We start from the raw sequence: 22,133 nt of genomic DNA, 5'->3' as shown, positions 1-22,133 counted from the left end.
TTGCGCACTCCTGCTGCCCGTTGTCCTTCGTGCATATCCTCCAAATCTGTCCGCGCGTTCCGTATCCGCCCACCGATGGCGGGGCCATTGCCATGTACGACGTGGCTGCTGGGCTAGCCCGCGCCGGACACCGCGTAACGGTGCTGGCTCTCAATACGCCCAAGCACGAGCAGCCCGCCACCGTCCTCGACCACCTTGGCCCCAACATGCGCCTGGTAACCGTGGCCGTAGACACGCGCCTGTCGCCGGTGAAGGCCCTGAAAAACTTGTTGTCCAGCATGTTGCCTTATAACGTGGAGCGGTTCGTGAGTCCGGCCGTGGAGGCGCGGCTGGTGGAACTGCTGGAGCAGGAGCACTTCGATGTGGTGCAGGTGGAGGGCACATTCGTGGCCTGGTACGTGGCGGTGCTCAAGCGGCTGGCCCCCACGCTGCCGGTCGTACTGCGGGCGCATAACCTGGAGCATACGATTTGGCAGCAGTTAGCTAAAAACACGCGCAACCCGCTTAAGCGGTGGTACCTGCAAACGCTGGCCCGGCGGCTGCAGGAATTCGAGCAGCAGGTGTTGCCCCGCTTCGACGCCGTGGCGGCCATTACTGAGGCCGACCAGCAGCGCCTGCGCCAGCTGGGCTGCCCCGAGCCGGTGGTGTTCGTGCCCGCTGGCGTCGATCTGACCCGCTTCCGGCGCGACCCTGCCCTGCGGCCCCGCCCGCGCACGCTGTGCATGATTGGCTCTTTCGACTGGCTGCCCAACCAGGAGGGGCTCGACTGGTTTCTGCGCGAAGTATGGCCCGAAGCCCGGCGGCAGTTTCCGGCGCTGGAGCTGCATCTGGCCGGCAAAAACCTGCCCACGCGGTTTGCCAGTTTGCAGGTGCCCGGCGTTACGGTGCACGGCTTCGTAGAGTCGGCGGCGGCGTTTATGCAGCAGCACGGGCTGATGCTGGTACCGCTGCTAAGCGGGGGCGGGATGCGCATTAAAATTGTGGAGGGCATGGCCCTGGGGCGCTGCATTCTGAGCACGTCGCTCGGGGCCGAGGGCATTCACGTAAAGTCTGGTTTTGATATCGTGCTGGCCGATTCGGCGGCCGAATGGCTGGCGCAGTTGGGCCGCTACTACCACGGCGAGCTGGGCGCGGCGGCCATTGGTGAGGAAGCCGCCCGCACCGTCGCCCGCCGCTACGACAATGCCCGGGTGGTGGAGAGCTTCCTCGATTTATACACCATTCTGCTACCTGCTCGTGTTGCCGCTGATTGACGTGCTAGCGGCTGCCGTGCTTTGGGGCAGCCTGCTGCTGGTGGCCCATACCTACGTGCTGTTTCCGCTGCTGCTGGCCCGCCTGGCCCGGGGCCGCCGCCAGAATGCCAACGTGTACGCCCCCGCCAGCCCCGAGCTCCCGGCCGTGGACATTCTGCTTGCGGTGTATAATGAGGAGCAGGTTATCAAGGAGAAGATTCGCTCCACTTTCGCCACCACGTATCCGCTCGACAAGCTCACTTTCTATATCGGCTCCGACAATTCCTCCGACCGCACCAACGCCCTCATTACCCGCCTTGCGGCCGAGCATCCGGGCCTGCGGTTTCGGCCGTTCGGGCAGCGCACCGGCAAGCCGGGCATCATAGAAGCCCTGTCGCGGGAGGCCACCGCGCCGGTGCTGGTACTTACCGACGCCAACGTGTTCTTCACGCCCGACACGCTTTACCAGCTCGTCAAGCACTTCCGCAACCCGGCCATCGGGCAGGTTGGCGGGCATATCCTCAACCCCGACCACCGTCGCGAGGGTATTTCGGGGCAGGAAAAAGCTTATCTGGAACGCGAAAACCGCATCAAGTATCAGGAAGGACTGGTGTGGGGGAGCATGATTGGGGCCTTCGGGGGCTGCTTCGCGGTGCGCCGCGCCTGCTACCACCCAGCCCCGCGCTCCTTTATCGTCGACGACTTTTTCATCTCGTTGGCGGTGCTCCAGGATGGCTACCAGGCCATCAACGAGCTGGAGGCGGTCTGCCACGAAGACGTTTCGGATAAGTTGCCGGAGGAGTTCCGGCGTAAGGCCCGCATCTCGACCGGCAACTTCCAGAACCTGGTGGCATTCCGGCAGCTGCTCTGGCCACCCTGGCGGGGCGCGAGCTTTGCCTACTGGTCGCACAAAGTGCTGCGCTGGCTTACGCCGCTGCTGCTGGTGCTCATGCTGCTGAGTAGCGCCCTGCTGGTGGCCCGGGGCGGCGGCTGGTTCTATCAGTTGCTACTGGCCGGACAGCTCGGAGCCCTGCTGCTGCCGCTACTCGATGCGCTGTTGCACCACTTGGGCGTGCATTGGCGCCTGCTCCGCTTCATCTCGCACTTTTACTCCATGAACGCGGCCCTGCTACTTGGTTTCTGGCGTTTTCTGCGCGGCGGTGGCCGCGCCTCTGCCGTCTGGGAGCCCACCGCCCGGTTTCAGGGAAAAAAGTGAGAAATTAGAGGGAGAGCTGAGAAGTGAAATGCAGCACGTCGCTCAGCGCGCCGCGAAGAATCGGGCGGGCAATGTTAACTCCAACGGCAGAAATGCTTTAGCCCCGTCGGTTCTTCGCGGCGCACTGAACGACGTGCTGCATTTCACAACATCACCCCAAGCTGCGGAGCGAGTTCGTAACTTCGCGCCGCCGCTACTAGTTGTAGCAGCACGCACGGTAGCCCGCAGGGCGCTAAAAAATCCGTGAAATCCGTTAAAATCCGCGCTAATCCGTGATCCATGCTTGATTCCATTGAAGAGGCCATTGCCGATATCCGCGCCGGTAAAGTGGTAGTCGTAGTCGACGACGAAGACCGTGAAAATGAGGGCGACTTTATCTGCGCCGCCCGTTGCGCTACGCCAGAAGTCATCAACTTTATGGCCACCCACGGCCGGGGGCTGGTTTGCGCCCCATTGATTGAGCAGCGGTGCGAGGAACTGGGCTTGGAGTTGATGGTGGGCCGCAATACGGCCCTGCACGCCACCCCCTTCACCGTGAGCATCGACCTGCTCAAGAACGGTGTAACCACCGGTATTTCGGCTTCCGACCGTTCCAAAACCATTCTGGCCCTCATCGACCCCGACACCAAGCCCGAGGAGCTGGGCAAGCCGGGCCATATTTTCCCGCTCAAAGCCCGCAAAGACGGCGTGCTGCGCCGTGCCGGCCACACCGAAGCCGCCATCGACCTTTCGCGGCTGGCAGGCTTCGAGCCAGCCGGCGTGCTGGTAGAGATTTTGAAGGAAGACGGCGAAATGGCCCGCCTGCCCGAACTGCGCGAAATTGCCAACAAGTGGAACCTGAAGCTGATTTCGGTTCAGGACCTCATCAAATACCGCCTCGAAAAGGAAAGCCTGATTGCCCGCGAGATTTCGGTGAAGCTGCCTACCGCCTACGGCGACTTCGACCTGATTGCCTACACCCAGCGCAGCAACCAGGCCCACCATCTGGCCTTGGTGAAGGGCGATATCTCGGGTCCCGAGCCGGTGCTGGTGCGGGTGCACAGTTCCTGCGTCACGGGCGACATTTTCGGCTCCTGCCGCTGCGACTGCGGCCCCCAGTTGCACCACGCCATGCAGCAGATTGAGCGCGAGGGCCGGGGCGTAGTTGTATACATGAACCAGGAAGGCCGGGGTATCGGGCTGCTCAACAAGCTGAAAGCCTACAAGCTGCAGGAGCAGGGCCGCGACACCGTGGAAGCCAACCTGGAGCTAGGCTTCGGCATGGACGAGCGCGACTACGGCGTGGGCGCCCAGATTCTGCGCGACCTGGGCATCAGTAAGATGCGGTTGCTTTCCAACAACCCCCGCAAGCGCACCGGCCTGATGGGCTACGGCCTGGAAGTGGTGGAATCGGTGGCCATTGAGGTGGAGCCTAATGAGCACAACGAGCGGTACCTGACCACCAAGCGCGACAAGCTGGGCCACACGATTCTGCACGAAAAAGAGGCGGCCGTTGCTCCGCAGGATGCGGCAGCCGTGAAGTAACCTTGCCGTAAGCGCTCCGAACAGGAGCCCCCGGTTTCCGGCCCAATCAGCTTCGGCTGGTTGGGCCGGTTGGCGTTAGGGCCGCGCCGGCAGAACACGGCGGGCTTAAACGCCGTTGCACAAGTATAACTTCCCTCCCATGAAAAAGCTGCTCTACTTTGCGCTGCTGCTGTTATGGCTGCCGCTATCCGCCCAGGCCCAGCGCACCGGCCAGGGGTTCACCCAGCAGTTCAATCAGGCCAGCGTGCTGCTGAGCTCGGGCGATACCATCAGCGGACCGCTGGCCTTGCACCGGGGCGAAGACATGCTGACGATGAGCCTGCCCGACAACACCGTGCGCACCCTGCCGGCCGTGAACGTGCAGAGTTTCGCCGTGCGGGGCGAGCGGTACGACCGCCGCCGCGAGCAGTATTATTACGACGACTTCTACTCGATGCGCCAGGGCTACTACTCGGGCAACCCGTACTTCGGCACTGCGCCCGCCCCCCGCCGCCGCGAGCGGCCCGATACGACCCTGATGCGCGTGTTCCGCACCTACCGCTGGAACCGCGACAATGACTACAGCGACTTCCGGGCCCCCGGCTTCTTCGAGCAGCTCAGCGGTGGCCCCATCATTCTGCTGCGCCGGGAGGGTCTCGTAGAACGGCCCATCACCAATAGTGGCTACGGTTACGGTATGGGCGGCTACGGCGGTATGCCGCCCGGCCGCCCCATGGGCTATTACACCGATATCAAGGACAACTTCTACCTGGGCCTGCCCAACGGCAATGTGCTGCCCTTGCGCAACCCTAAAAAGGACTTGTCCAGCTACTTCCGCACCCACGCCCGCCAACTGGCCCAGTACGCCAAAACCAACAACCTCAATTACACCGACGCCCGCGACCTGGCGTATCTGGTGAATTATGCAAATTCGTTGGGTGCGAATGAGTGAATAGAAGTTGCAGTGAATAAGGTGTCATCCTGAGCGGCGCGAAGGACCTTGAACCACCTTGTTGGCCGGCGTTATAGGATAGTTCAAGGTCCTTCGCGCCGCTCAGGATGACAGCACATTTACAGGGTTAATTATTCATCGACCCTATCGCACCCGCAGTACCGGGTAGCGTAGGTAGCTAGGCTCGTAGTGGTCAGACTGCTGGTAAATCCAGTCGAGCTGGGCGGGGCCGCTGGCCGCAAAGGCTGGGTCGGCTTGCTTCTTTTGGTCGAATTGGGCGCGGAGGGCGGGCTGCTGGCGGAGCAGGTTGGCAGCCAGGTCCTCGAACACGTAATCGGAAAAGTGCTCCTTCTGCTGGAGCATGCTGTCGAAAAAGCCCCAGGCAAAAAACGAGTCGGTGGCCTGGGGTTCGAGGGTTTCGATGAGGTAGCGGGCGGCGGGCTGGTCGAGCGAAACGTAATAGTCGCCGCGCAGAAAGGAGCGGGGCTGCTGCACCGTACGCACCTGCACCCCGGTGTGCAGGTAGTGGCCTTCGTAGGGCCGGGAGCCGGTTTTGTAATCCTCGATGTAGTAGGTTTCGCCGTTGATAACCGTATCCATTGACAACGGACGCAGCTGTACGCCCGAGAGGCGCAGGCGCTCCACGACTTCGCCCCAGGCCTGGGGTACTACGTAGGCGCGGGGCCGTTGCACCGTGGTAGTGGGCCGGAAGGTATTGTAGTACGGAATCGGTTTGGTGTAGGGAGCCTGCCGGTCGTAGTAAAGGCGGGGCTGAGCGCTAACGTCGCTGGTTTTGGTCTTGCCCGCGTAGCCCCGGAACGTAAACTGTTCGGCGGCCGTGGTATCGAGCCGCCAGCCCAGGGCAAACTGCTGTTGCTGCTGGGTTTGCAAAGTGGCCGTGGCCCGCGCCGCAGCCAAGGCAACTCGCTGCCGCTGCACCGTACCGATGAGCAGGCTCAGGAAGTCGTAAGTGGCCCGCACCCGGGGCGTGTAGGCCTTCAGCATGTGGGTTTCAGTCACGAACCCGATGGTATTGAACAGCGTGGTGTAGCCAGTCGAGTAGCGCGGGGTTTCCAGGAAGCCCACCAGACCGCGGGCATCGGGCGTGCGGCCCGCGAAGTCGACGTAAGGCGTCAGGTACCACTTTTTTTGGTCCATGCCGCCGTAGAGCGCGGGCAGCAACTCCTGCTGCATATACTGGCTGAGGGCGGGGTGGAGCTTGTCTTTCTGGGTGGCAATGAGCGTGAGCGTGTACTGGTAGTCGGCCCCGTTGGAGGTGTGGGTATCCACGTACACATCGGGTTGCCAGCGCTGAAACAGGGCCGCAAACGAGCGGGCGTTGCGCGAATCCTGCTTGATGTAGTCGCGGTTGAGGTCGAGGTTGCGGGCGTTGCCCCGGAAGCCGTAGCTCTCGGGTCCGTTCTGGTTGGTGCGGGTGCCGGTGTTGCGGTTGAGGGCCCCGCCCACGTTATAAATCGGAATAATAACCAGCACCACATCGTCGAGCTGGCGGTGCAGGGCCTTTTGCTGCACGTAGTCGCGGGTCAGCATCAGGCTGGCATCGATGCCCTCGGGTTCGCCGGGATGGATGCCGTTCTGAATAAACACGATGCGCCGCCCCTTGGCCCGCAACGAAACCGGGTCCGTGTCGCCGTCGCCCGATAGCACTACCACGTGCAGGGGCCGGCCGCTGTCGGTGGTGCCCGCCTCGCTCAGCTGGATTTCGGGGTAAGCCGCATCAAGGCGCTGGTAGTAAGCAATACACTCATCGTAGGTGGCGGTGGTGTTGCCGTTGCCGCGCTCGAAGGGCGTGCGCCAGTCGGGAGCCGGGGTAGCGGGCGCGGTCAGCAGCAGGGAGAACAGGGACAGCAGGAGCATAGGACAGGAGTAGCGTGTCGGCAAAGATGGCTAACCCGTCGCATTTCTGCCCGGCTATGGCCCGCACTTCAATCCGTAGCCGATGCACTTGCTCTTCGTCGCTATTGAGCTACGGACTGAAGTCCGGGCCACAGCGAATTCCTACTGCTCCAATGCCTATGCGCTAATACAGCCTCCGAGCGGCCGGGAACAGGAGCTGGTCGAGGCTAAATCGGCCCGGGCGGCGAAGGCAAGGCCCAGGAACAGGAAGCTCGATTCGAGGGCGTGGGAGTATTCATTGAAGCCGTCACCCTTACTCAGGTGCATAATGGTCGCCATCACCATGGTGCCTAACAGCAGCGCACAGGTCCAGCGGAAAAACAGGCCCACGGCCAGTAATTGCCCGCCAATGGCCTCCGCGAAGGCAGCCAGAAAGCCCCAGAAAGCCGGGGCGAAGTTCAGCCCCACCAGCTTCATAACACCCCCGATTTCGGCCCAGGCCGCCGGGCCGCCCGTGAGCTTGGGGTAGCCGTGAATGGTGAACATGAAACCAATGCCTACACGAAGCAGTAGCAGGCCCAAATCGTGGGTGCGGTAACGATTTTCAAACAAAGCCATGAGCGGGCAGCCAGCTGGGCCGGGAGCAAGTGGTTCGACAAAAGCAATACGGTAGCCCGTATATAGTTCGGCCAAAGTACATTATTTGCTGCAGTGTACAATACCCGTACCCGCGCAAACCCGGCTGGCCAGCCCGCAAAGACCATTTAGTAGAGCAGCACGCCGGTGATGCGGGCCGCCGGCGGTACGGCGGCAGCGGGCAGCGTCTGGTCGGCGCCGGCGGGCAGCGAGTTGGGGTCAATCAGCCAGGCCAGACGCACCTCGCCCGACACGGCCGCTAGTCCGGCGGGGGTGTTGCGCAGGCGGGTGAAGCCCAGGTTCTGGCGCGCCGCCCCGAACGGCGAGCCCACCCCAATACCTTCGGCCGTGCGGTACTGCGGGTCGGTGATGAGCATCCGGTGCAGTACTTTCTGGCCCTGGTTCGGAGCCGTTGTGAGATAGAGGCGGGTAACGGGAGCGTCGGAGTTGGTAGCGTCGACTAGCTCGTAGGCGGGCAACGTGCGGCCCTTTTCGGTGTAGGTAATGGACCGTAACCGGCTGGCTGGCACCAGTTCTTCGAGTCGGCTCTGGGTCAGGCCCAGCCGTAGCGGGCCGGCCTGGCTGGGGCTCAGCAGGTGCAACGAGTCGGGGAGGGGGGCACCCGAAGCGGCCGGGGCGTTGGCCTGCCGAGCCACCGGGTCGGCGCCCGGGGTGCCGACCGGCTGCCCGCTTTCGGCCACGAAGGGCGGAGCGGCCTGGCCAGTTGGGGTTTGGGTACCAGGGGCGGCCCCGTCGCAGCCCGCCAGCAGCAGGCCCGCCAGCAGCGCAGCGGCGCTTCGCCGCGAAAATAAAACAGTAGTCAGCATCCGGGGCTATACGCACTCGGAAACCGGGAGTTGAAAACATCCGGCCCCTGGCTGCCGTTAGCCAGCCCAATGGGGCCGCCCGGCCGCCCCGTTGCGTTACTTTCCCTGCCGTTCCATCTATTCCCTGTTGTCCGTGACTTCGCAAGCCAAAAGACCGCTGATTCTGATTTCCAACGACGACGGCATTACCGCCCCCGGAATTGCCGTGCTGGTGCGTGTGATGCGCCGCCTCGGCGAGGTCGTCGTCGTGGCGCCCAACTCGCCCCAGTCGGGCATGGGCCACGCCATTACCATCGGCCAGCCGTTGCGCCTCGATGCCAACCCTATTTTTGAAGGCATTGAAGCCTACGAGTGCAGTGGCACCCCCGCCGACTGCGTGAAGCTGGCCAAGCACCACGTGCTCAAGGACCGCCGCCCCGACCTGGTGGTATCGGGCATCAACCACGGCTCGAATTCGGCCGTGAACGTGCTGTACTCGGGCACGATGTCGGCAGCCATTGAGGCGGCTATCGAAGGGCTACCGGCCATCGGCTTCTCGCTCTGCGATTATGGTCACGACGCCGATTTCTCGCACGCCGAGGAGTGGGTGGAGCTGCTGGCTCGCCAGGCGCTGCGGCACGGCATCCCCGCCGGTACGGCCCTCAACGTGAACATTCCCAAGAAATCCGACCAGCCTATTGCCGGCGCCCGCCTCTGCCGCCAGGCCCGAGCCAAGTGGCAGGAAGAATTCGATTTGCGCTACGACCCCTACCAGCGCCCTTACTACTGGCTCATCGGCTCGTTCGTGAACGAGGATAAGGGCCAGGACACCGACGAGTACGCGCTGGCCAATAATTACGTGTCCATCGTGCCCTGCCAGTACGACCTAACCTCGCGCAAGGCCCTGCACGAGATGAACGAAAACTGGGATATGAGCCCCATGCCTGCCCCCCGGGGCCAGCCACTGCCCGTAGCCGCCCCCGGCAGCGCCGCCCCCATGCCCGGCAAATCGCCCGAAGGGTTGGGATAGCGGCAACTGGGTAAAAAAGAACGTCATTCTTGGCTTTGCGCTGAATGACGTTCCTTTTCATTCATTGACCACCCCTTACCGAGGTAGCGACACGCGCTTAGGATGCGCAGTGGTGGCGTGGTCGGGCTTGCGGATGACGGGCACGGCCGCCAGGTGCCGGGAAGCTGGCAGCGCAGGCGGGAGCCACTGGTGAAGCAGCCAGAGAATGCCCAACAGCAGGGCCAGCAGGAGTAGCAGCTTCTTCATAATGGGGGCGGGAAAACGGAGCCTATCCAAAAATACCCGCTCCCAAATGAAGCCCGCGTGAACGGCTTAACTCACGGAAACCAAAGTGCGAATGTGGTGCCCTGGCCCTCCTCCGACTCCACGGTAAGCGGGGCTTTGTGGAATTCGGCAATGGTTTTGGCAATCGGTAGGCCCAGCCCGTAGCCCTCGGGAGCCGAGGCGCCACCCTGAAACCGCCGGAACCGGTCGAACAAATGGGGCAGGTGCTGGGCCGCGATGCCCGGGCCGGTATCGGTAACGGCCAGCCGGTAGCCACCTTGGGGGTGGGGGCGACCCGTTACCGTAATGCTGCCGCCCCAGCGGTTGTATTTGATGGCGTTGCTGATCAGATTGAAGAGCAGTGTGAAGAGCAGCGTGCGGTTGGCCCGGGGCAGCACGTAATCGGGCCGCAAATCTTCCAGCAAATGAACCTCACGCTGGGCCAGCCGGTCGTCCAGTTCATTGGTCACGTCGGCCAGCACGGCCGCCAGGGATACCGTGTCTTCGCGCAGGTACTGCTCGTTTTCGATGTTGGCGATGAGCAGCAGCGTTTTTACCGTGTTGCGCAGCCGGTAGAGGGTCTTCTGTGAATCTACGATTTTAAGCGAGTACGCGTGGCCCAGTTCGGGGTCCTGGAGCATGTTCTCGAATCTCGACTGCAGAATGCTCACTGGCGTCAGCAGCTCGTGCGAAACGTTGCTCATAAACTCGCGCTCCTTCTCGAAGGCCGACTGAATCAGGCGCATCATCTCGTTGAGGCTGTCGTCGAGGCGGCGGAAGTCGGTCGTGGTGGTCGTCAGGGGTTCGTAGGAGAAGGCCGAGGGATGATGCACGCCTTCGAGCTTGCGCGCAATTAGCCGATGCAGCGGCTGCAGCAGGTAGTGGGCAAAAGCCGCATCGGTAAAAATGGTGAGGGCCGCCCCAATCACGAGCACCCACAGCGCCATGCGCCGTAGCGTAGCCGTCAGCAGCTCCACTGTAGCCAGCGAGGAGCCGATTTCGAGACGGTAGTTGCGGCCGTTGGAGCTGAACTGCTGGCTCAGGATGCGAAAGTCCTCGATTTGGTTATCGACCTGCCGGGGCTCGACGAAAATACGCGGCGGGTGGGGGGCATGCTGGGCCTGGGGCGTGTTGGGCAGGGCCGTAAGGGTGATGTATTCCTGCTTAAGGATGTTGTAATCGGCGTATTCCTCGCCCTGCACGAAGGTCAAAATACCGTCGCGCCGGATGAGGTCGAGCACCTCCTGGCGCTTTTCCTGCAACCGCTCATCGGTGTGGCTTACCGCCACCCGCCCCACAATGGGCGGAATCACGACCACCCCCAGCAGCACCAGCAGCAGCTTCGACAAGGCATTAAACAGAGCCAGTTTCGCTTCGAGGCGCATGCCGTGTTGCGTTAAAGATGAAGGGTTGGAAAGCGTTTGGTTTGCAATGATGCTGTCATGCTTGATCTGGCGTCCGCGCAGCCGAAGCATCTCTCCCGCTTCGTTGTGGTGCCCATCAGATGTGAAGATTACCGCTGCGGGAGAGATGCTTCGACTGCGCGGACGCCAGATCAAGCATGACGACCCTTATACGCCGGTCTCGCGTACCGTTTCTCACTTCTCACTTCTCACTTCTCACTTCTCACTTCTCAGCCACTCCCTACCCCACAATCCGATACCCGATGCCGCGGACGGTTTCGAGGAAGTCGGCGGGGGCGAACTGGCTGAGCTTCTTGCGCAGGTTTTTGATGTGGACGTCGATGTAGTTGGAGTCGGAGTCGTCTTCGAGCACGTTGCCCCAGAGGTGCTCGCCGAGCTGCAGGCGGGTAAGCACGCGGTTTTTGTGCAGCAGCAAATAATGAAGCAGGTCGAACTCCTTTTTGGTGAGGGCAATGTCCTGGCCTTCGTGGCGGATAGTGCGGCCGGTGGCTTCGAGCTCGAAGCCGGCCCCGAAGGTGAGCTCCTGGCGCTTGAGGCCGAACTTGCGGCGGGTAATGGCGTGCATCCGGCTTTGCAGCTCCAGCAGCGAAAACGGCTTGGGCAGGTAGTCGTCGGCTCCCAAATCAAGGCCCTTCACCCGGTCGTCGATGCCACCGCGGGCCGTGAGGATGATAAACGAAGCCTCCTGTCGGTCGTTGCGGCGGGCTTCGCGCAGCAGGTCGAGGCCGTCGCCGCCGGGCAGGCCTAGGTCGAGGAGCACGAAATCGTAGCTATTGACAAAGATTTTCTCCGATGCCTCGGCGTAGGTGTAGGCCGAATCGACGAGGTATTGGGACTGGAGCAGAAACTGCTGCACTTCTTGGTGCAGGCTTTTCTCGTCTTCGACAATGAGTACGTGCATAATGAGGGGGCGGAGCTAAATGAAGATGCAACATACGCACCCAGGCCGTGAAGAGCGCATGAACGCGCCCAGCAAACAGCAGGGTCGCAACCGGAAAACCGCCGCCCGCTTTGGGCGCTCCGCCCCGGATTCCGTAAGTTGAGGCCCGCCTTCTGTTCTCCTCATGCCTTCCGGCCCTGCCGTGCCGCCGCTTTCCGTCAGCATCATCATTCCCACATTCAACGAGGGTGGCCACATCGGCCAGTTGCTCGACCACCTGCGCGGCCTCGGCGGTGGTGGCAAAACCGTAGAAATAGTGGTGGCCGACGGCGGTAGCACCGATGGCACCGCCGCCGAAGCCGCTGCCCGCGGAGCCCGGGTGGTGCCGTGCCCGCGCAAGGGCCGGGCCGTCCAGCTTAACCACGGCGCCGCCCACGCCACCGGCCAAATCCTGTACTTCCTGCACGCCGATACGCACCCGCCCGCCACGCTGCTGCCCGACCTGCGCGAAGCCGTGGCGGCTGGGTACGGCAGCGGCTGCTACCGCCTGCGCTTCGACGAGCCGCACTGGTTTTTGCGGGCCAACGCTTGGTTCACGCGCTTCAACGTAGAGGCCGTGCGCTACGGCGACCAAAGTCTGTTCGCCCGCGCCGAGGTGTTCCGGCGGGCCGGCGGCTACCGCGAAGAGCTGCTCGTGTTCGAAGACCAGGAAATCACTCGGCGGCTACGGCAGCAGGGGCCTTTCCGGGTGCTGCCGAATTACATCGTCACCTCGGCCCGTAAATACCGCGAAAACGGGGTTTACCGATTACAGGGCGTGTTTCTGCTGCTCAACGTGCTCTACCGGCTGGGGGCGCCGCAACCCCGGCTGGCCGACCTATACCGCCGGCTCGTGCGGTCGGACAAGCTGTGAAGGAGTCGTTTTCGCCTACCGCAAATACGCGCTTAGCTCCGACACCGTGCGGATGCCCAGCCGCTCGGCTTGCTGGCGGCGCATGAGCAGGGCGTAGGTGTTGTTGAAGCCCAGCGGCTCCAGCCACTCCAGTTGGTAGCGGCGGCGGTACTCGCGGCGCACGTAGCCGAGCACGGCGGCCGGGTCGGGCCCCAGCGAATCGAGGACGGCGGGCGAGGGCTGCAGCACCACCAGCAGGCCGGTGCCGGTGTATTCGGGATAGAGGTCGATGGCACCAGTGCGTAGCGCGTCGGCGCAGATGCTGGTGCCGCCCAGGCCGGTTTTGGCCTCCACGCCCAGGTGGGTGTAGCCCCTAATGAGGGCCGCGTAGAGCTCGGCCAGAATATACTGCTCGCCGAAAATTTTGGAGCCCAGCCGGATGGTGGCCCCGGTGGCTGGCAGCGGCTCGTGCCAGAGGCCCCGGCGGCGCAGGAAGTCGAGGGCTACGGCCCGGGGCGTTTCGTGCTTCAGATCGACCCGGTAATTCAGCTCCGTCATCACCGAATCGGAGAGCTGGCCGGCGAGGCGGGCCAGGGCGGGAACCAGCTCGGGGTGCTCGTCGAGCGTCTGGCGGCGCACCACGGGCACGGCCTGGTAGGGCGGAAACGCGTGGCGGTCGTCGCGGAGCACGCGCAGGTCGTAGGCCTTGATGCGGCCGTCGGTGGAGTAGCCGTCGATCAGGTCCACGTCGCCGGTACGGGCGGCCTCGTAGACCAGGGCCGGGGCCAGTACCACCGAGGCGGGGTGGAGGCCGTAGGTGCGGCGTAGGCCCGGCAACCCGTCGGAGCGGCCCACGAATTCGGGGCTGAAGCCGGCCAGCAGCTTGGAGGCGGCCCGAGGCAGCAGGTAGAGGCCCGCCAGCAGGGGTAGGCCCACCAGCAGCGCCCGCCCGGCCCAGGCCAGGCGGCGGCCGCTCAGGCGCTGCACCCCCGCCAAAGCGGCATCGAAGAGTAATGCCAGCACGGCGGCCGGAATGGCCCCGGCCAGAATCATGGCCGGATTATTCAGGGCAATGCCGCCGAAAATGAACTCGCCCAGTCCGCCCGCCGCAATGTAGGCGGCCAGCGTGGCCACCCCCACATTAATCACGGCCGCCGTGCGGATACCGGCCAGCAGTACCGGCAACGCCAGTGGCAGCTCCACCCGGCGCAACACCTGCCAATCGGTAAGGCCCAGTCCCCGGGCGGCGTCCACCACGGCCGCATCTACGCCCCGTACGCCCGCCAGTGTGTTGCGCACAATGGGTAGTAGCGAGTACAGGAACAACGCCAGAATAGCCGGCCCCGGCCCAATGCCCAGCACCGGAATCAGGAAGCCCAGCAGCGCGATGCTCGGAATAGTTTGTAGCACTCCGGCTCCGCCCAGTACCCAGGGCGCGAGGCGAGGGCGGCGCGTGAGCAGTAGCCCCAGCGGCACACCCACCGCCACGCCCGCCACCAAGGAAGCTGCCGTGAGCCCGATATGTTGCAGGGTCTGCTGCCCGATCTTGTCGGCCTGGGCCTGCCAGAAAGTGAGGAGTTCGGAGAGGATGGTCAAAGCGGATGATGGGGTGAAGAGATGAGGAGGTGAGGAACAGAACGAGTAGGGGCGAAGCTAAGCCCTGCCCCTACGGCTGTTCAATCCCCAGCCGCCGGACGGCGTACCCAAAGGCGGCCATGAGCGTGGCGTAGGTAAGGGGCAGGAAGTCGGCCGGGGCGGCGGTTTCGGTGGGCCGCACCCACACGCGGGCCTCTGCTGACTCGCCTAATGATGGCACTGCCGCTTGGCCGAGTTGCGCTAATGCCTCCTGAATCGTTGCAGTAAGTGAAAGTGGTTGTGTATCTGATTCAGAATATGTTAAGATGATTGTATCGCTTGCCTGGGGTAGCTCGGCCATTATGTCAGCCAGCCGCAACGCGCGGAGTTGCAGGCCCAACTGCTCGGCGGCGAAGAAGCGGCGCACGAAGTCGTTGGCCGGCCGTAGCAGCAACTCCCGGGGCGTCCCGAGCTGCTGCACCTGCCCGGCATCGAGCAGCAAAATCTGGTCGGCCAGCTCAAAGGCTTCCGTCACGTCGTGGGTGACCATGACCATCGTTTTGCGCCGCAGCTCGGGCAGCTCCCGGAACTCGCGGCGGATGCTAGCCCGCGTAATCGGGTCGAGGGCGCCGAAGGGTTCGTCGAGCAGGATGATGGGCGGGTCGGCGGCCAGCGCCCGGGCCAGGCCCACCCGCTGCTGCTGCCCGCCCGAAAGCTGCCGCGGGTACCGGCCGGCGAACCGCTCGGGGGGCAGGTGCAAACGCCCCAGCAGCTCGGTGGTGCGCGCCGCTATGGCAGCGGGCGCGTGGCCCAGCAGCCGGGGCACCACGGCCACGTTTTCGGCCACCGTGTAGTGGGGCAGCAAGCCCACTTGCTGAATCACGTAGCCCATGCCCCGGCGCAATTGCTCGGCTGGCTGGTCGCGCACATCGTGCCCATTCACGAGCACCACGCCGATGTCGGGCTCCACGAGACGGTTGAGCATGCGCAGCAGCGTGGTTTTACCGCAGCCGCTTGGCCCCAGCAGCACCAGCGTCTGGCCCGCTGCTACCCTAAACGACACGTCCTGTACCACCGCGTGGGGCCCATAATGCTTGGTGAGGTTGCGGGCTTCGATAACGGGGTCGGTCGTGGGCATAGGGCATCAAGATAACCGGAAAGCAAACGGCGGGACGGGGCGGGCCCTCCCGGACCGGAGGAATACTACCCGCTAAGCGGCCGAAAGTTGCGGCGCCCGACCCCGATCAGCCCGATAGTCAGCCCAAGAAGCCGCCCCGATCAGCCCAGAAAGCCGGATAAACTTGCGCCGCGCCCGGTTTCTGGCTTAGCTTTAGGCAATGAACCGTTTCCTGCTCCCCGCCCTCGCCCTGTGTTTGGCCCTGCTGCAACCCGCTGCCGCCCAGATATACCGCGCCACCGACCCGCTGGCCCATACCTACAGCATTGTGGCCCGCGACCCTGCTACCGGCGAGTTGGCTGTGGCCGTGCAGAGCCACTGGTTTTCGGTGGGCACCAGCGTGAGCTGGGCCGAGGCCGGGGTGGGGGCGGTGGCCACCCAGTCGTTCACCAACAAGTCGTTCGGCCCCCGGGGGCTGGCATTGCTCAAAAGCGGCAAATCGGCCCAGCAGGCCCTCGATGAGCTGCTGCGCACCGATGAGGGCCGCGACGTGCGCCAAGTGGCCATCGTGGATAACCAAGGCCGGGTGGCCACCCACACTGGGGCCAAGTGCATCGACTACGCCGGCCACCAGCAGGGCAAGCAGTTTTCGGTGCAGTCGAATATGATGCTCACCGAAAAAGTGCCCGCCGCCATGGCCCAGGCCTTCGAGGCCAACGCCCAGCTGCCTTTGCCCGAACGCCTGCTCGCGGCCCTGGAAGGGGCCCAAGGCGCGGGCGGCGACATTCGGGGCCGGCAGTCGGCGGCCCTACTGGTGGTGCGGGGCCAGGCCAGCACCGAGCCCTGGACCGACCGCCTCGTGGACCTGCGGGTAGACGATAGCGCCGAGCCCCTGCGCGAGCTGGGCCGGCTGCTGCGCCTGCGCCGGGCCTACGAGCATATGAATGCCGGCGACCTGGCGGTGGAGAAAAACGACGTGCCCGGGGCCATCCGTGAGTACGAGGCGGCCGAGAAGCTCTTCCCTCAGAACCTGGAAATGCAATACTGGCATGCCATCAGCCTAGCCAATAAGCAGCGCCTGCCCGAGGCATTGAAGCTGCTCCGGCCCATTTTCAAGCAGGAGCCAAATTGGCGCACGCTCACCGAGCGCCTGCCCAAAGTGGGCCTGCTTACCCTCACCGCCGACGAACTAAAGCAAGTGCTAAGCGCGAAATAACAGCTGAAAGCGCCGTGGCAGCTGGGCAAATGGGCGCTGGCCCAAACCCGCACGGCCTGGCTTCGCTATCCTTTACAGATTCTTTGTTCCCAGATGCCTGATTCGATGCCCCGCTTATCCTCGCTTACCCGGCTGGTTGTTGTGCTACTGCTGCTGCTGTTCGCCGCTGGCAGCTGCGTGCGCAAACCGGTTCCCGTTGCCGGCTCGGTTGGTCCCGAAACCCGGGTGTACGTAGTGCGCCACGCCGAAAAGGACCTCACCCCCGACCTGGCCGATCCGCCCCTGACGGCCGCTGGCCAGGCCCGCGCCCAGGCCCTGATGGCCGTTATTCCGCGCCAGACCCGCCTGAGTGCCGTATTCAGCACCAATACGGCCCGCACCCGCGCCACGGCCCAGCCGCTAGCCGATGCCCGCCGCCTGCCGGTGCAGCTCTACGATGCCGGCCAGCTGCCCGAACTGGCCGCCCGCATCCGCCGCGACTATCCTGGCCAGGCCGTGCTGGTGGTAGGCCACTCCAATACCATCCTCGAAACGGTAGAGGCGCTGGGGGCCTCGCGGCCCGTGCCCACCATCCCCGATGCCGCCTACGATTACCTGCTCGAAGTACATCTGCCCCTCAACCCAGCCCAGCCCGCCACGGCCCAGGCCCACCAATACGGGCAGCAAATGACGCCCTGATAGCTGCCGCCAATCTGGGGCATGCGCTTTTTCGCTGATTCATTTTCCGTTTTTGCCGATTCCATTTATGCGAATACCTTCTTTCCGCCGTGCCCTGTGGCTGGCGGTGGCCCTGTTGCCAGCCGCGCCTATGGTCGCTTCGGCCCAAGCTAAAACCGACTCGGTGGCCATCCGCCGGATTTACGATGAAGCCCTGACTCGGGGGGAGAGCTACGAGAACCTGCGCTACCTCACGGGCCAGATCGGGGGCCGCCTCAGCGGCTCGGCCTCGGCCGAGCAGGCCGTGCAATGGGGCAAAACCACGATGGAAAAGCTGGGCCTCGACCGGGTATACCTCCAGGAAGTGATGGTGCCCCATTGGGTGCGTGGGGCCAAGGAAAAAGCCCAGATCAGGGCCGACCGGGGCAAAGGCGTGGCGCTCAACGTATGCGCGTTGGGTGGCTCAGTAGGCACCGGCGGTAAGCTCCGGGCCGGCGTGGTGGAGGTGCAGAGCCTGGCCGAGCTGGCGGCACTGCCTGCCGAGAAGGTGAAGGGCAAGTTCGTGTTCTTCAACCGTCCCATGAACCCGCGCTACGTGGAAACCGGCCGGGCCTACGGGGAAGCCGGCGACCAGCGCCGTAGCGGGGCCGCCGCCGCCGCCAAGCGCGGGGCCGTGGGTGCGCTTGTGCGCAGCCTTACGCTGGCCCACGACGATTTCCCCCATACCGGCACCATGCGCTACGAAGACGGCGTGGTGCAGGTGCCCGCCGCCGCCCTCAGCACCAATGGCGCCGATGAACTGAGCCAGCTGCTGCGGGCCGATGCAGCCCTGACGGTGGAGCTGGAAATGAGCTGCCAGACGCTGCCCGAGGTGAAAAGCTACAACGTCATCGGGGAAATAAAGGGGGCGAAGTACCCCGAGCAAATCATCAGCGTGGGGGGGCACCTCGATTCCTGGGACCTGGGCCAGGGTGCCCACGACGATGGCACGGGCTGCGTGCAGAGCATGGAAGTGCTGCGCCTGCTCAAAGCCACCGGCCTGCGCCCCGAACGCACGGTGCGGGCTGTTCTGTTTATGAATGAGGAAAACGGCGTGCGCGGCGGCACCAAATACGCCGAGGTGGCCAAGCAGAATAAGGAGAACCACTTGGCCGCCATGGAGTCCGACGGCGGCGGCTTTACGCCCCGGGGCTTCAATATTGAGGCCGCACCGGCCGTGGTGCGCAAAATCCAGGCCTGGCAGCCCCTGTTCGTGCCCTATAACAGTGGCCAGTTCGTGGTGGGCCACTCCGGCACCGACATCGAGCCCCTCCAGGACCAGGTAAAGGCCCTCATTGGCTACGATTGCGACTCGCAACGCTACTTCGATATCCACCACACCGCCGCCGATACCTTCGACAAGGTGAACCGCCGCGAACTGGAATTGGGCGGAGCCAGCATGGCCGCCCTGATATATCTGTTGAGCAAGTACGGTTTGTAGCCGCCTGCCTGTTTCCCAGCGCCCCTAATTAACTGATGTTACGCACCACCTTAGCAGGCTGCCCGCAAATGCCCTTTTCAGAAGTAGCTGAAGTGGGTTTCTGAAGCTGGAGCGCAATCGGTGCGTAACATCAGTAATTAAAACAGCCCGGCCACCTGAAAAGGTAACCGGGCTGTTTTAATTAGGGGCGCAGTGCCGGAAAACTATTCCGCTACGGCGTTTTTGCGCGGCCGGCCTGGGCCTTTGCCCGTACCATTGGCGGCGCGGGGCTTGCGTTCTTTTTTCTCGATTTTGTAGCCGGGGTCCAGCATCGCGTTCAGGTCTTCGACCATGCTGCTGATTTTTGATACCTGCTTGCGGATTTGCGAGAGTACGGCGTCGTTATCTTCGGCGTTGGCCAGAATTTGTTGCAGCTTGTTCAGATCAGCAGTTGCCATTAGAAAGAGGTTAATTTTTGAAAAGATGAAGTAAAGCCCAAAGTTGAGTTTTTATTTCTAATTCAACAACTACTATGGGTATGATGATTTAGCAATACGGCTGAAAAAAGAGTTTGGATACTTTGTATTCCGAAAATAAGAATAAAGTGCCCATTCTGAAATAAGCATCTAGGTCTGCTAACGACCTTATTTTAGAGTTGGACATAATCAGATCCACTCGCCCATTTGCATAATATCGCAACGAAAACCCATAGGTTCATCAACTGATTCAATCGTTTTAGGCCACGGGCAAGCCGTAAACGTAGGCAATGGGTGCTACGGTGCTTGAAACTGCTATGGGTGAGGATCTTTCATATAGTACTCGGTGGTGACTGTTGCATTCCCGATTCTGTAATACACTCAAAATTATTGTTAACAATGTTAGCGGCGGGTGTTGCGTCTTGGGCTTGAACCAAGCTGCGACTGGCTGTAAATAAGTACTTGATTTATATTACCGCTACCACTTGAGGCTTCGTGCTTTTAACGGTGCTATTGGATCGGTTCATTATCTCATACATTGGCTAGCTAAGCAAGTAAGAGCAATCATTTGTGTGCCGATTAGTCTGCACCTGAGAAAATCACAACTAAATTTCGCTGGACGGGCATTATTCATCCATTTTATTGCCAGCGAGCTTACCCAAAAAGCCTGATCTTGGAATTGCAATTAGTGTTTCTGCGTATTCATGAAATTCCCTGAATTTCGATGAATACGAGTAGCCAATGCAATGTTAGTGTAGTAATAATTACACTAAAATGGTTTTTGTAATCGGGTGATAACCCGCGCTTTAACCGGCATATTCAGGTTGAGAATACCGCGTATTTGTAGGAAGTTGATCAGTCGCTGCCATGCCTCACGGCCCGGCGCTTTATCGTACCTTAGAGGCCATGAAAATCCATTAACCCCCGATTCCGCTTGCGCTGCTACTTGTTTTTCGGGTTGATTGCCGGATTGTTGACTTGGGGAGTGTCGGGCCCAGCTGCTGCCCAGCCGACTTCGTCCGCCCGCTACTGGGTCACGTTCCGCGATAAAGCGGGCCAGACGTTGCGGCCAGCCGCCTATTTCAGCCCCCAGGCTCAGGCCCGCCGCCACCGCCAGCACCTGCCCGCCTGCGACAGCACCGACTTTCCGGTGCGCCCCGACTACCTGGCCCGGGTGCAAGCCGCCACCGATACGCTCACGCTGGTTAGCCGCTGGTTCAATGCCGTATCCTGCCGGGCTACGCCCGCTCAGGTAGTCCGGCTACGCCAGTTTCCCGGCATAAGGGCCGTAGTGGCCTGGCCCGAGGCTCCGCTGATGGTCGCCGCCCGCCACTCGTCTGGCCCTGCGCCGAAGCTGGCCCCGCGCCCGCTCTCGGCCGCCGATCAGGCGCTGGCCCGCCAGCAAACTGCCTCCCTGGGCGCAGCCGATTTCAGGCAGGCCGGCCTACGGGGCCAGGGCCTGCGCATTGCCATCTTCGATGTGGGCTTCAACGGGACCGACACCCACCCGGCCTTCGCGCATTTGCGCCGCCGCCGGGCCATCGTGGATACCTACGATTTCCTGCGCCGTTCGCCTAATGTGTTCCGGGGTGGCAACCACGGTACCGAAGTGCTTTCCTGTATCGCCGGCCAACTGCCCGATAGTACCTACCTGGGGCTGGCCGATGGGGCCGAATTCCTGCTGGCCCGCACCGAGCAGATGTTCCGCGAACGGTACGCCGAAGAGGAAGCCTGGCTGGCCGCCGCCGAGTGGGCCGACCGCCTCGGGGCCGATATCATTAACTCGTCGTTGGGCTACACCGACGCCCGGTATTTTCCCGAGCAGATGAACGGCCGCACCAGCCTCGTGGCCCGGGCTGCCGAGCTGGCCGTGCGCAAAGGCATGCTGGTGGTGAATGCTGCCGGCAATGCCGGCGACGACCCCGCCTGGCACACTGTGGGCACGCCCGCTGATGGCGACTCGGTGCTGGCCGTGGGCGGGCTCGATCCGTCTACCTACCTGCACCTCGATTTCAGCAGCTACGGCCCGGCCCCGGGCGGGCGGCTCAAGCCCAACGTAGCCGCGTTTGGGGTGGCCGTTACGGCCGTGCCGGGCGGGTTCGAACGAACCGAAGGCACCTCCTTTGCCAGCCCCCTGGTGGCGGGCTTCGCGGCCTGCGCCTGGCAGCAACAGCGCGATTTGCCCGTTATGGCACTGTTTGCCCGGCTGCAGCAGGCTGGCCAGCTGTATCCGTACTTCGATTACGCCCACGGCTACGGCTTGCCCCAGGCCACCTATTTCACGGCCGGCGTAGCCACAGCTCCAACCCCTACCTTCGATTTCGTTTCCACCGATTCCGTTCTAAGTGTAATTATCCGCCCCGCGGCCGCCTTTGTGCCGGCCCGTGCACTACCCCTGTTTGCCGATTCGGTACGGGTGGTGGGGCGGGGCCAACCGCTGCTGGCAGCTGCCGCTGCAGGGCCGGCCAACGAGGCTGCTCCAGAACTGCCGCCGGCCCCCGGGCCGCCCGCCGGGTTCTATTGGCAGCTGCGCGATGCCCGGGGCCAACTGGTGCGCTACGAGGTGCTCGAAGTCAGCCAGCGGGCCGTGCTGCGGGTGCCATTGGCGCAGGTGCCGCCCGGCGGTTCGGTGCGGGTGCATTACCGGGGCTACACGGCCAGTTTTCCTGCCTTATGAAGCCAACCCTTCCGACCACGCTGCTGCTGCTGACGCTGGCCCTACTGGTGGCCCGGCCCGGACTCGCCCAGCGGGTACTGCTGCGCGCCGACCCGGCCGCCGACTCGGTGCCCGCCCGCTACGGACCCAACCGGGCCTTTTACCAGCACCTGTTCCTGGGCTTCGCGCCCGTGGTAGGCTGGCCGGCCGCCCCGGGGCCAATCTGCGCTATCCGGAGTCGGGCGAGTTTTTCCTGGGCCTGCGTAACAAGTGGCGGCTGAGCCC

At 63.1% G+C, this 22,133-nt stretch carries 20 protein-coding genes; 11 read left to right on the top strand and 9 right to left on the bottom strand.

The genetic code is table 11. The features are described 5' to 3' along the window. Window positions 1–29: 29 nt before the first annotated feature. The 4 genes from CDA63_RS02050 (at window position 30) to CDA63_RS02035 (ending at window position 4,903) form a co-directional block, all read left to right on the top strand. A complete protein-coding gene (locus CDA63_RS02050; protein WP_126546691.1) occupies window positions 30–1,253 on the top strand; it encodes a glycosyltransferase family 4 protein in 1,224 nt (407 codons plus the stop codon). Beyond that, complete coding sequence (locus CDA63_RS02045) at window positions 1,237–2,448, top strand: glycosyltransferase (protein WP_165768156.1); 1,212 nt, start codon at window positions 1,237–1,239, stop codon at window positions 2,446–2,448. Before CDA63_RS02050 ends, CDA63_RS02045 begins: the two co-directional genes overlap by 17 nt. A 279-nt stretch (window positions 2,449–2,727) precedes the next feature. Continuing rightward, window positions 2,728–3,972, top strand: coding sequence for a bifunctional 3,4-dihydroxy-2-butanone-4-phosphate synthase/GTP cyclohydrolase II (locus CDA63_RS02040; RefSeq protein ID WP_088462767.1), 1,245 nt, complete (start codon window positions 2,728–2,730; stop codon window positions 3,970–3,972). A 139-nt stretch (window positions 3,973–4,111) separates the two neighbouring features. Next, window positions 4,112–4,903 (top strand): hypothetical protein, encoded by a 792-nt coding sequence (locus CDA63_RS02035; RefSeq protein WP_088462766.1) that lies wholly within the window; start codon window positions 4,112–4,114, stop codon window positions 4,901–4,903. A 144-nt stretch (window positions 4,904–5,047) separates the two neighbouring features. On the opposite strand, the gene CDA63_RS02030 is transcribed toward CDA63_RS02035, so the two are convergent. The 3 genes from CDA63_RS02030 to CDA63_RS02020 form a co-directional block, all read right to left on the bottom strand. Further along, window positions 5,048–6,781: a M14 family metallopeptidase gene (locus CDA63_RS02030; protein WP_088462765.1), complete on the bottom strand. Its 1,734-nt coding sequence runs from the start codon at window positions 6,779–6,781 to the stop codon at window positions 5,048–5,050. A 156-nt stretch (window positions 6,782–6,937) separates the two neighbouring features. Continuing rightward, window positions 6,938–7,378 carry a DoxX family protein gene (locus tag CDA63_RS02025; protein ID WP_242434515.1) on the bottom strand — a complete coding sequence of 147 codons (441 nt, stop codon included), beginning with the start codon at window positions 7,376–7,378 and terminating at the stop codon, window positions 6,938–6,940. A gap of 146 nt (window positions 7,379–7,524) precedes the next feature. Further along, window positions 7,525–8,223 carry a hypothetical protein gene (locus CDA63_RS02020; RefSeq protein ID WP_088462764.1) on the bottom strand — a complete coding sequence of 233 codons (699 nt, stop codon included), beginning with the start codon at window positions 8,221–8,223 and terminating at the stop codon, window positions 7,525–7,527. Between the two features lie 127 nt (window positions 8,224–8,350). Between CDA63_RS02020 and surE the strand changes: the two genes are divergently transcribed. Then, entirely contained in the window at window positions 8,351–9,232 is an 882-nt protein-coding gene (gene surE / locus CDA63_RS02015; RefSeq protein WP_088462763.1) for a 5'/3'-nucleotidase SurE, read from the top strand. A gap of 75 nt (window positions 9,233–9,307) precedes the next feature. Here the strand turns inward: surE and CDA63_RS20730 are convergent, their stop codons facing one another. From CDA63_RS20730 to CDA63_RS02005, 3 genes are all read right to left on the bottom strand, one after another. Next, on the bottom strand, window positions 9,308–9,478 hold the full coding sequence (locus tag CDA63_RS20730; RefSeq protein WP_165768155.1) for a hypothetical protein: 171 nt from the start codon (window positions 9,476–9,478) through the stop codon (window positions 9,308–9,310). Window positions 9,479–9,549: 71 nt separating this feature from the next. Next, the gene (locus tag CDA63_RS02010; protein WP_165768154.1) at window positions 9,550–10,881 is read right to left on the bottom strand and encodes a sensor histidine kinase; all 1,332 of its coding nucleotides are present in this window, start codon (window positions 10,879–10,881) and stop codon (window positions 9,550–9,552) included. Between the two features lie 259 nt (window positions 10,882–11,140). Continuing rightward, a complete protein-coding gene (locus CDA63_RS02005) occupies window positions 11,141–11,821 on the bottom strand; it encodes a response regulator transcription factor (RefSeq protein WP_088462761.1) in 681 nt (226 codons plus the stop codon). Between the two features lie 163 nt (window positions 11,822–11,984). Between CDA63_RS02005 and CDA63_RS02000 the strand changes: the two genes are divergently transcribed. Beyond that, window positions 11,985–12,713, top strand: a complete 729-nt coding sequence (locus CDA63_RS02000; protein WP_088462760.1) for a TIGR04283 family arsenosugar biosynthesis glycosyltransferase — start codon at window positions 11,985–11,987, stop codon at window positions 12,711–12,713. Window positions 12,714–12,728: 15 nt separating this feature from the next. Here the strand turns inward: CDA63_RS02000 and CDA63_RS01995 are convergent, their stop codons facing one another. Then, complete coding sequence (locus CDA63_RS01995) at window positions 12,729–14,288, bottom strand: ABC transporter permease/substrate-binding protein (RefSeq protein ID WP_088462759.1); 1,560 nt, start codon at window positions 14,286–14,288, stop codon at window positions 12,729–12,731. Window positions 14,289–14,358: 70 nt separating this feature from the next. Beyond that, a complete protein-coding gene (locus tag CDA63_RS01990; protein ID WP_088462758.1) occupies window positions 14,359–15,405 on the bottom strand; it encodes an ABC transporter ATP-binding protein in 1,047 nt (348 codons plus the stop codon). Window positions 15,406–15,604: 199 nt separating this feature from the next. Between CDA63_RS01990 and CDA63_RS01985 the strand changes: the two genes are divergently transcribed. From CDA63_RS01985 to CDA63_RS01975, 3 genes are all read left to right on the top strand, one after another. Then, window positions 15,605–16,600 carry a DUF1028 domain-containing protein gene (locus CDA63_RS01985; RefSeq protein WP_088462757.1) on the top strand — a complete coding sequence of 332 codons (996 nt, stop codon included), beginning with the start codon at window positions 15,605–15,607 and terminating at the stop codon, window positions 16,598–16,600. A gap of 105 nt (window positions 16,601–16,705) precedes the next feature. Further along, window positions 16,706–17,278, top strand: coding sequence for a SixA phosphatase family protein (locus CDA63_RS01980; protein WP_165768153.1), 573 nt, complete (start codon window positions 16,706–16,708; stop codon window positions 17,276–17,278). 67 nt (window positions 17,279–17,345) lie between these two features. After that, window positions 17,346–18,737, top strand: coding sequence for a M20/M25/M40 family metallo-hydrolase (locus tag CDA63_RS01975; protein ID WP_088462755.1), 1,392 nt, complete (start codon window positions 17,346–17,348; stop codon window positions 18,735–18,737). Between the two features lie 203 nt (window positions 18,738–18,940). Here CDA63_RS01975 and CDA63_RS01970 read toward each other — a convergent pair whose 3' ends face one another. Beyond that, on the bottom strand, window positions 18,941–19,174 hold the full coding sequence (locus CDA63_RS01970; RefSeq protein WP_088462754.1) for a hypothetical protein: 234 nt from the start codon (window positions 19,172–19,174) through the stop codon (window positions 18,941–18,943). 1,003 nt (window positions 19,175–20,177) lie between these two features. On the opposite strand from CDA63_RS01970, the gene CDA63_RS01965 reads away from it, so the two are divergent. Beyond that, window positions 20,178–21,869 (top strand): S8 family serine peptidase, encoded by a 1,692-nt coding sequence (locus CDA63_RS01965; protein ID WP_088462753.1) that lies wholly within the window; start codon window positions 20,178–20,180, stop codon window positions 21,867–21,869. After that, entirely contained in the window at window positions 21,866–22,129 is a 264-nt protein-coding gene (locus tag CDA63_RS01960; RefSeq protein ID WP_088462752.1) for a hypothetical protein, read from the top strand. The genes CDA63_RS01965 and CDA63_RS01960 overlap by 4 nt, the downstream gene beginning before the upstream one ends. The last annotated feature ends 4 nt before the right edge of the window (window positions 22,130–22,133 follow it).

The organism is Hymenobacter amundsenii, assembly GCF_002204745.1.
Classification (GTDB): domain Bacteria; phylum Bacteroidota; class Bacteroidia; order Cytophagales; family Hymenobacteraceae; genus Hymenobacter; species Hymenobacter amundsenii.
The sequence above is the reverse complement of the archived record's forward strand: the minus strand, read 5'-3'. Positions and strand labels throughout refer to the sequence as shown.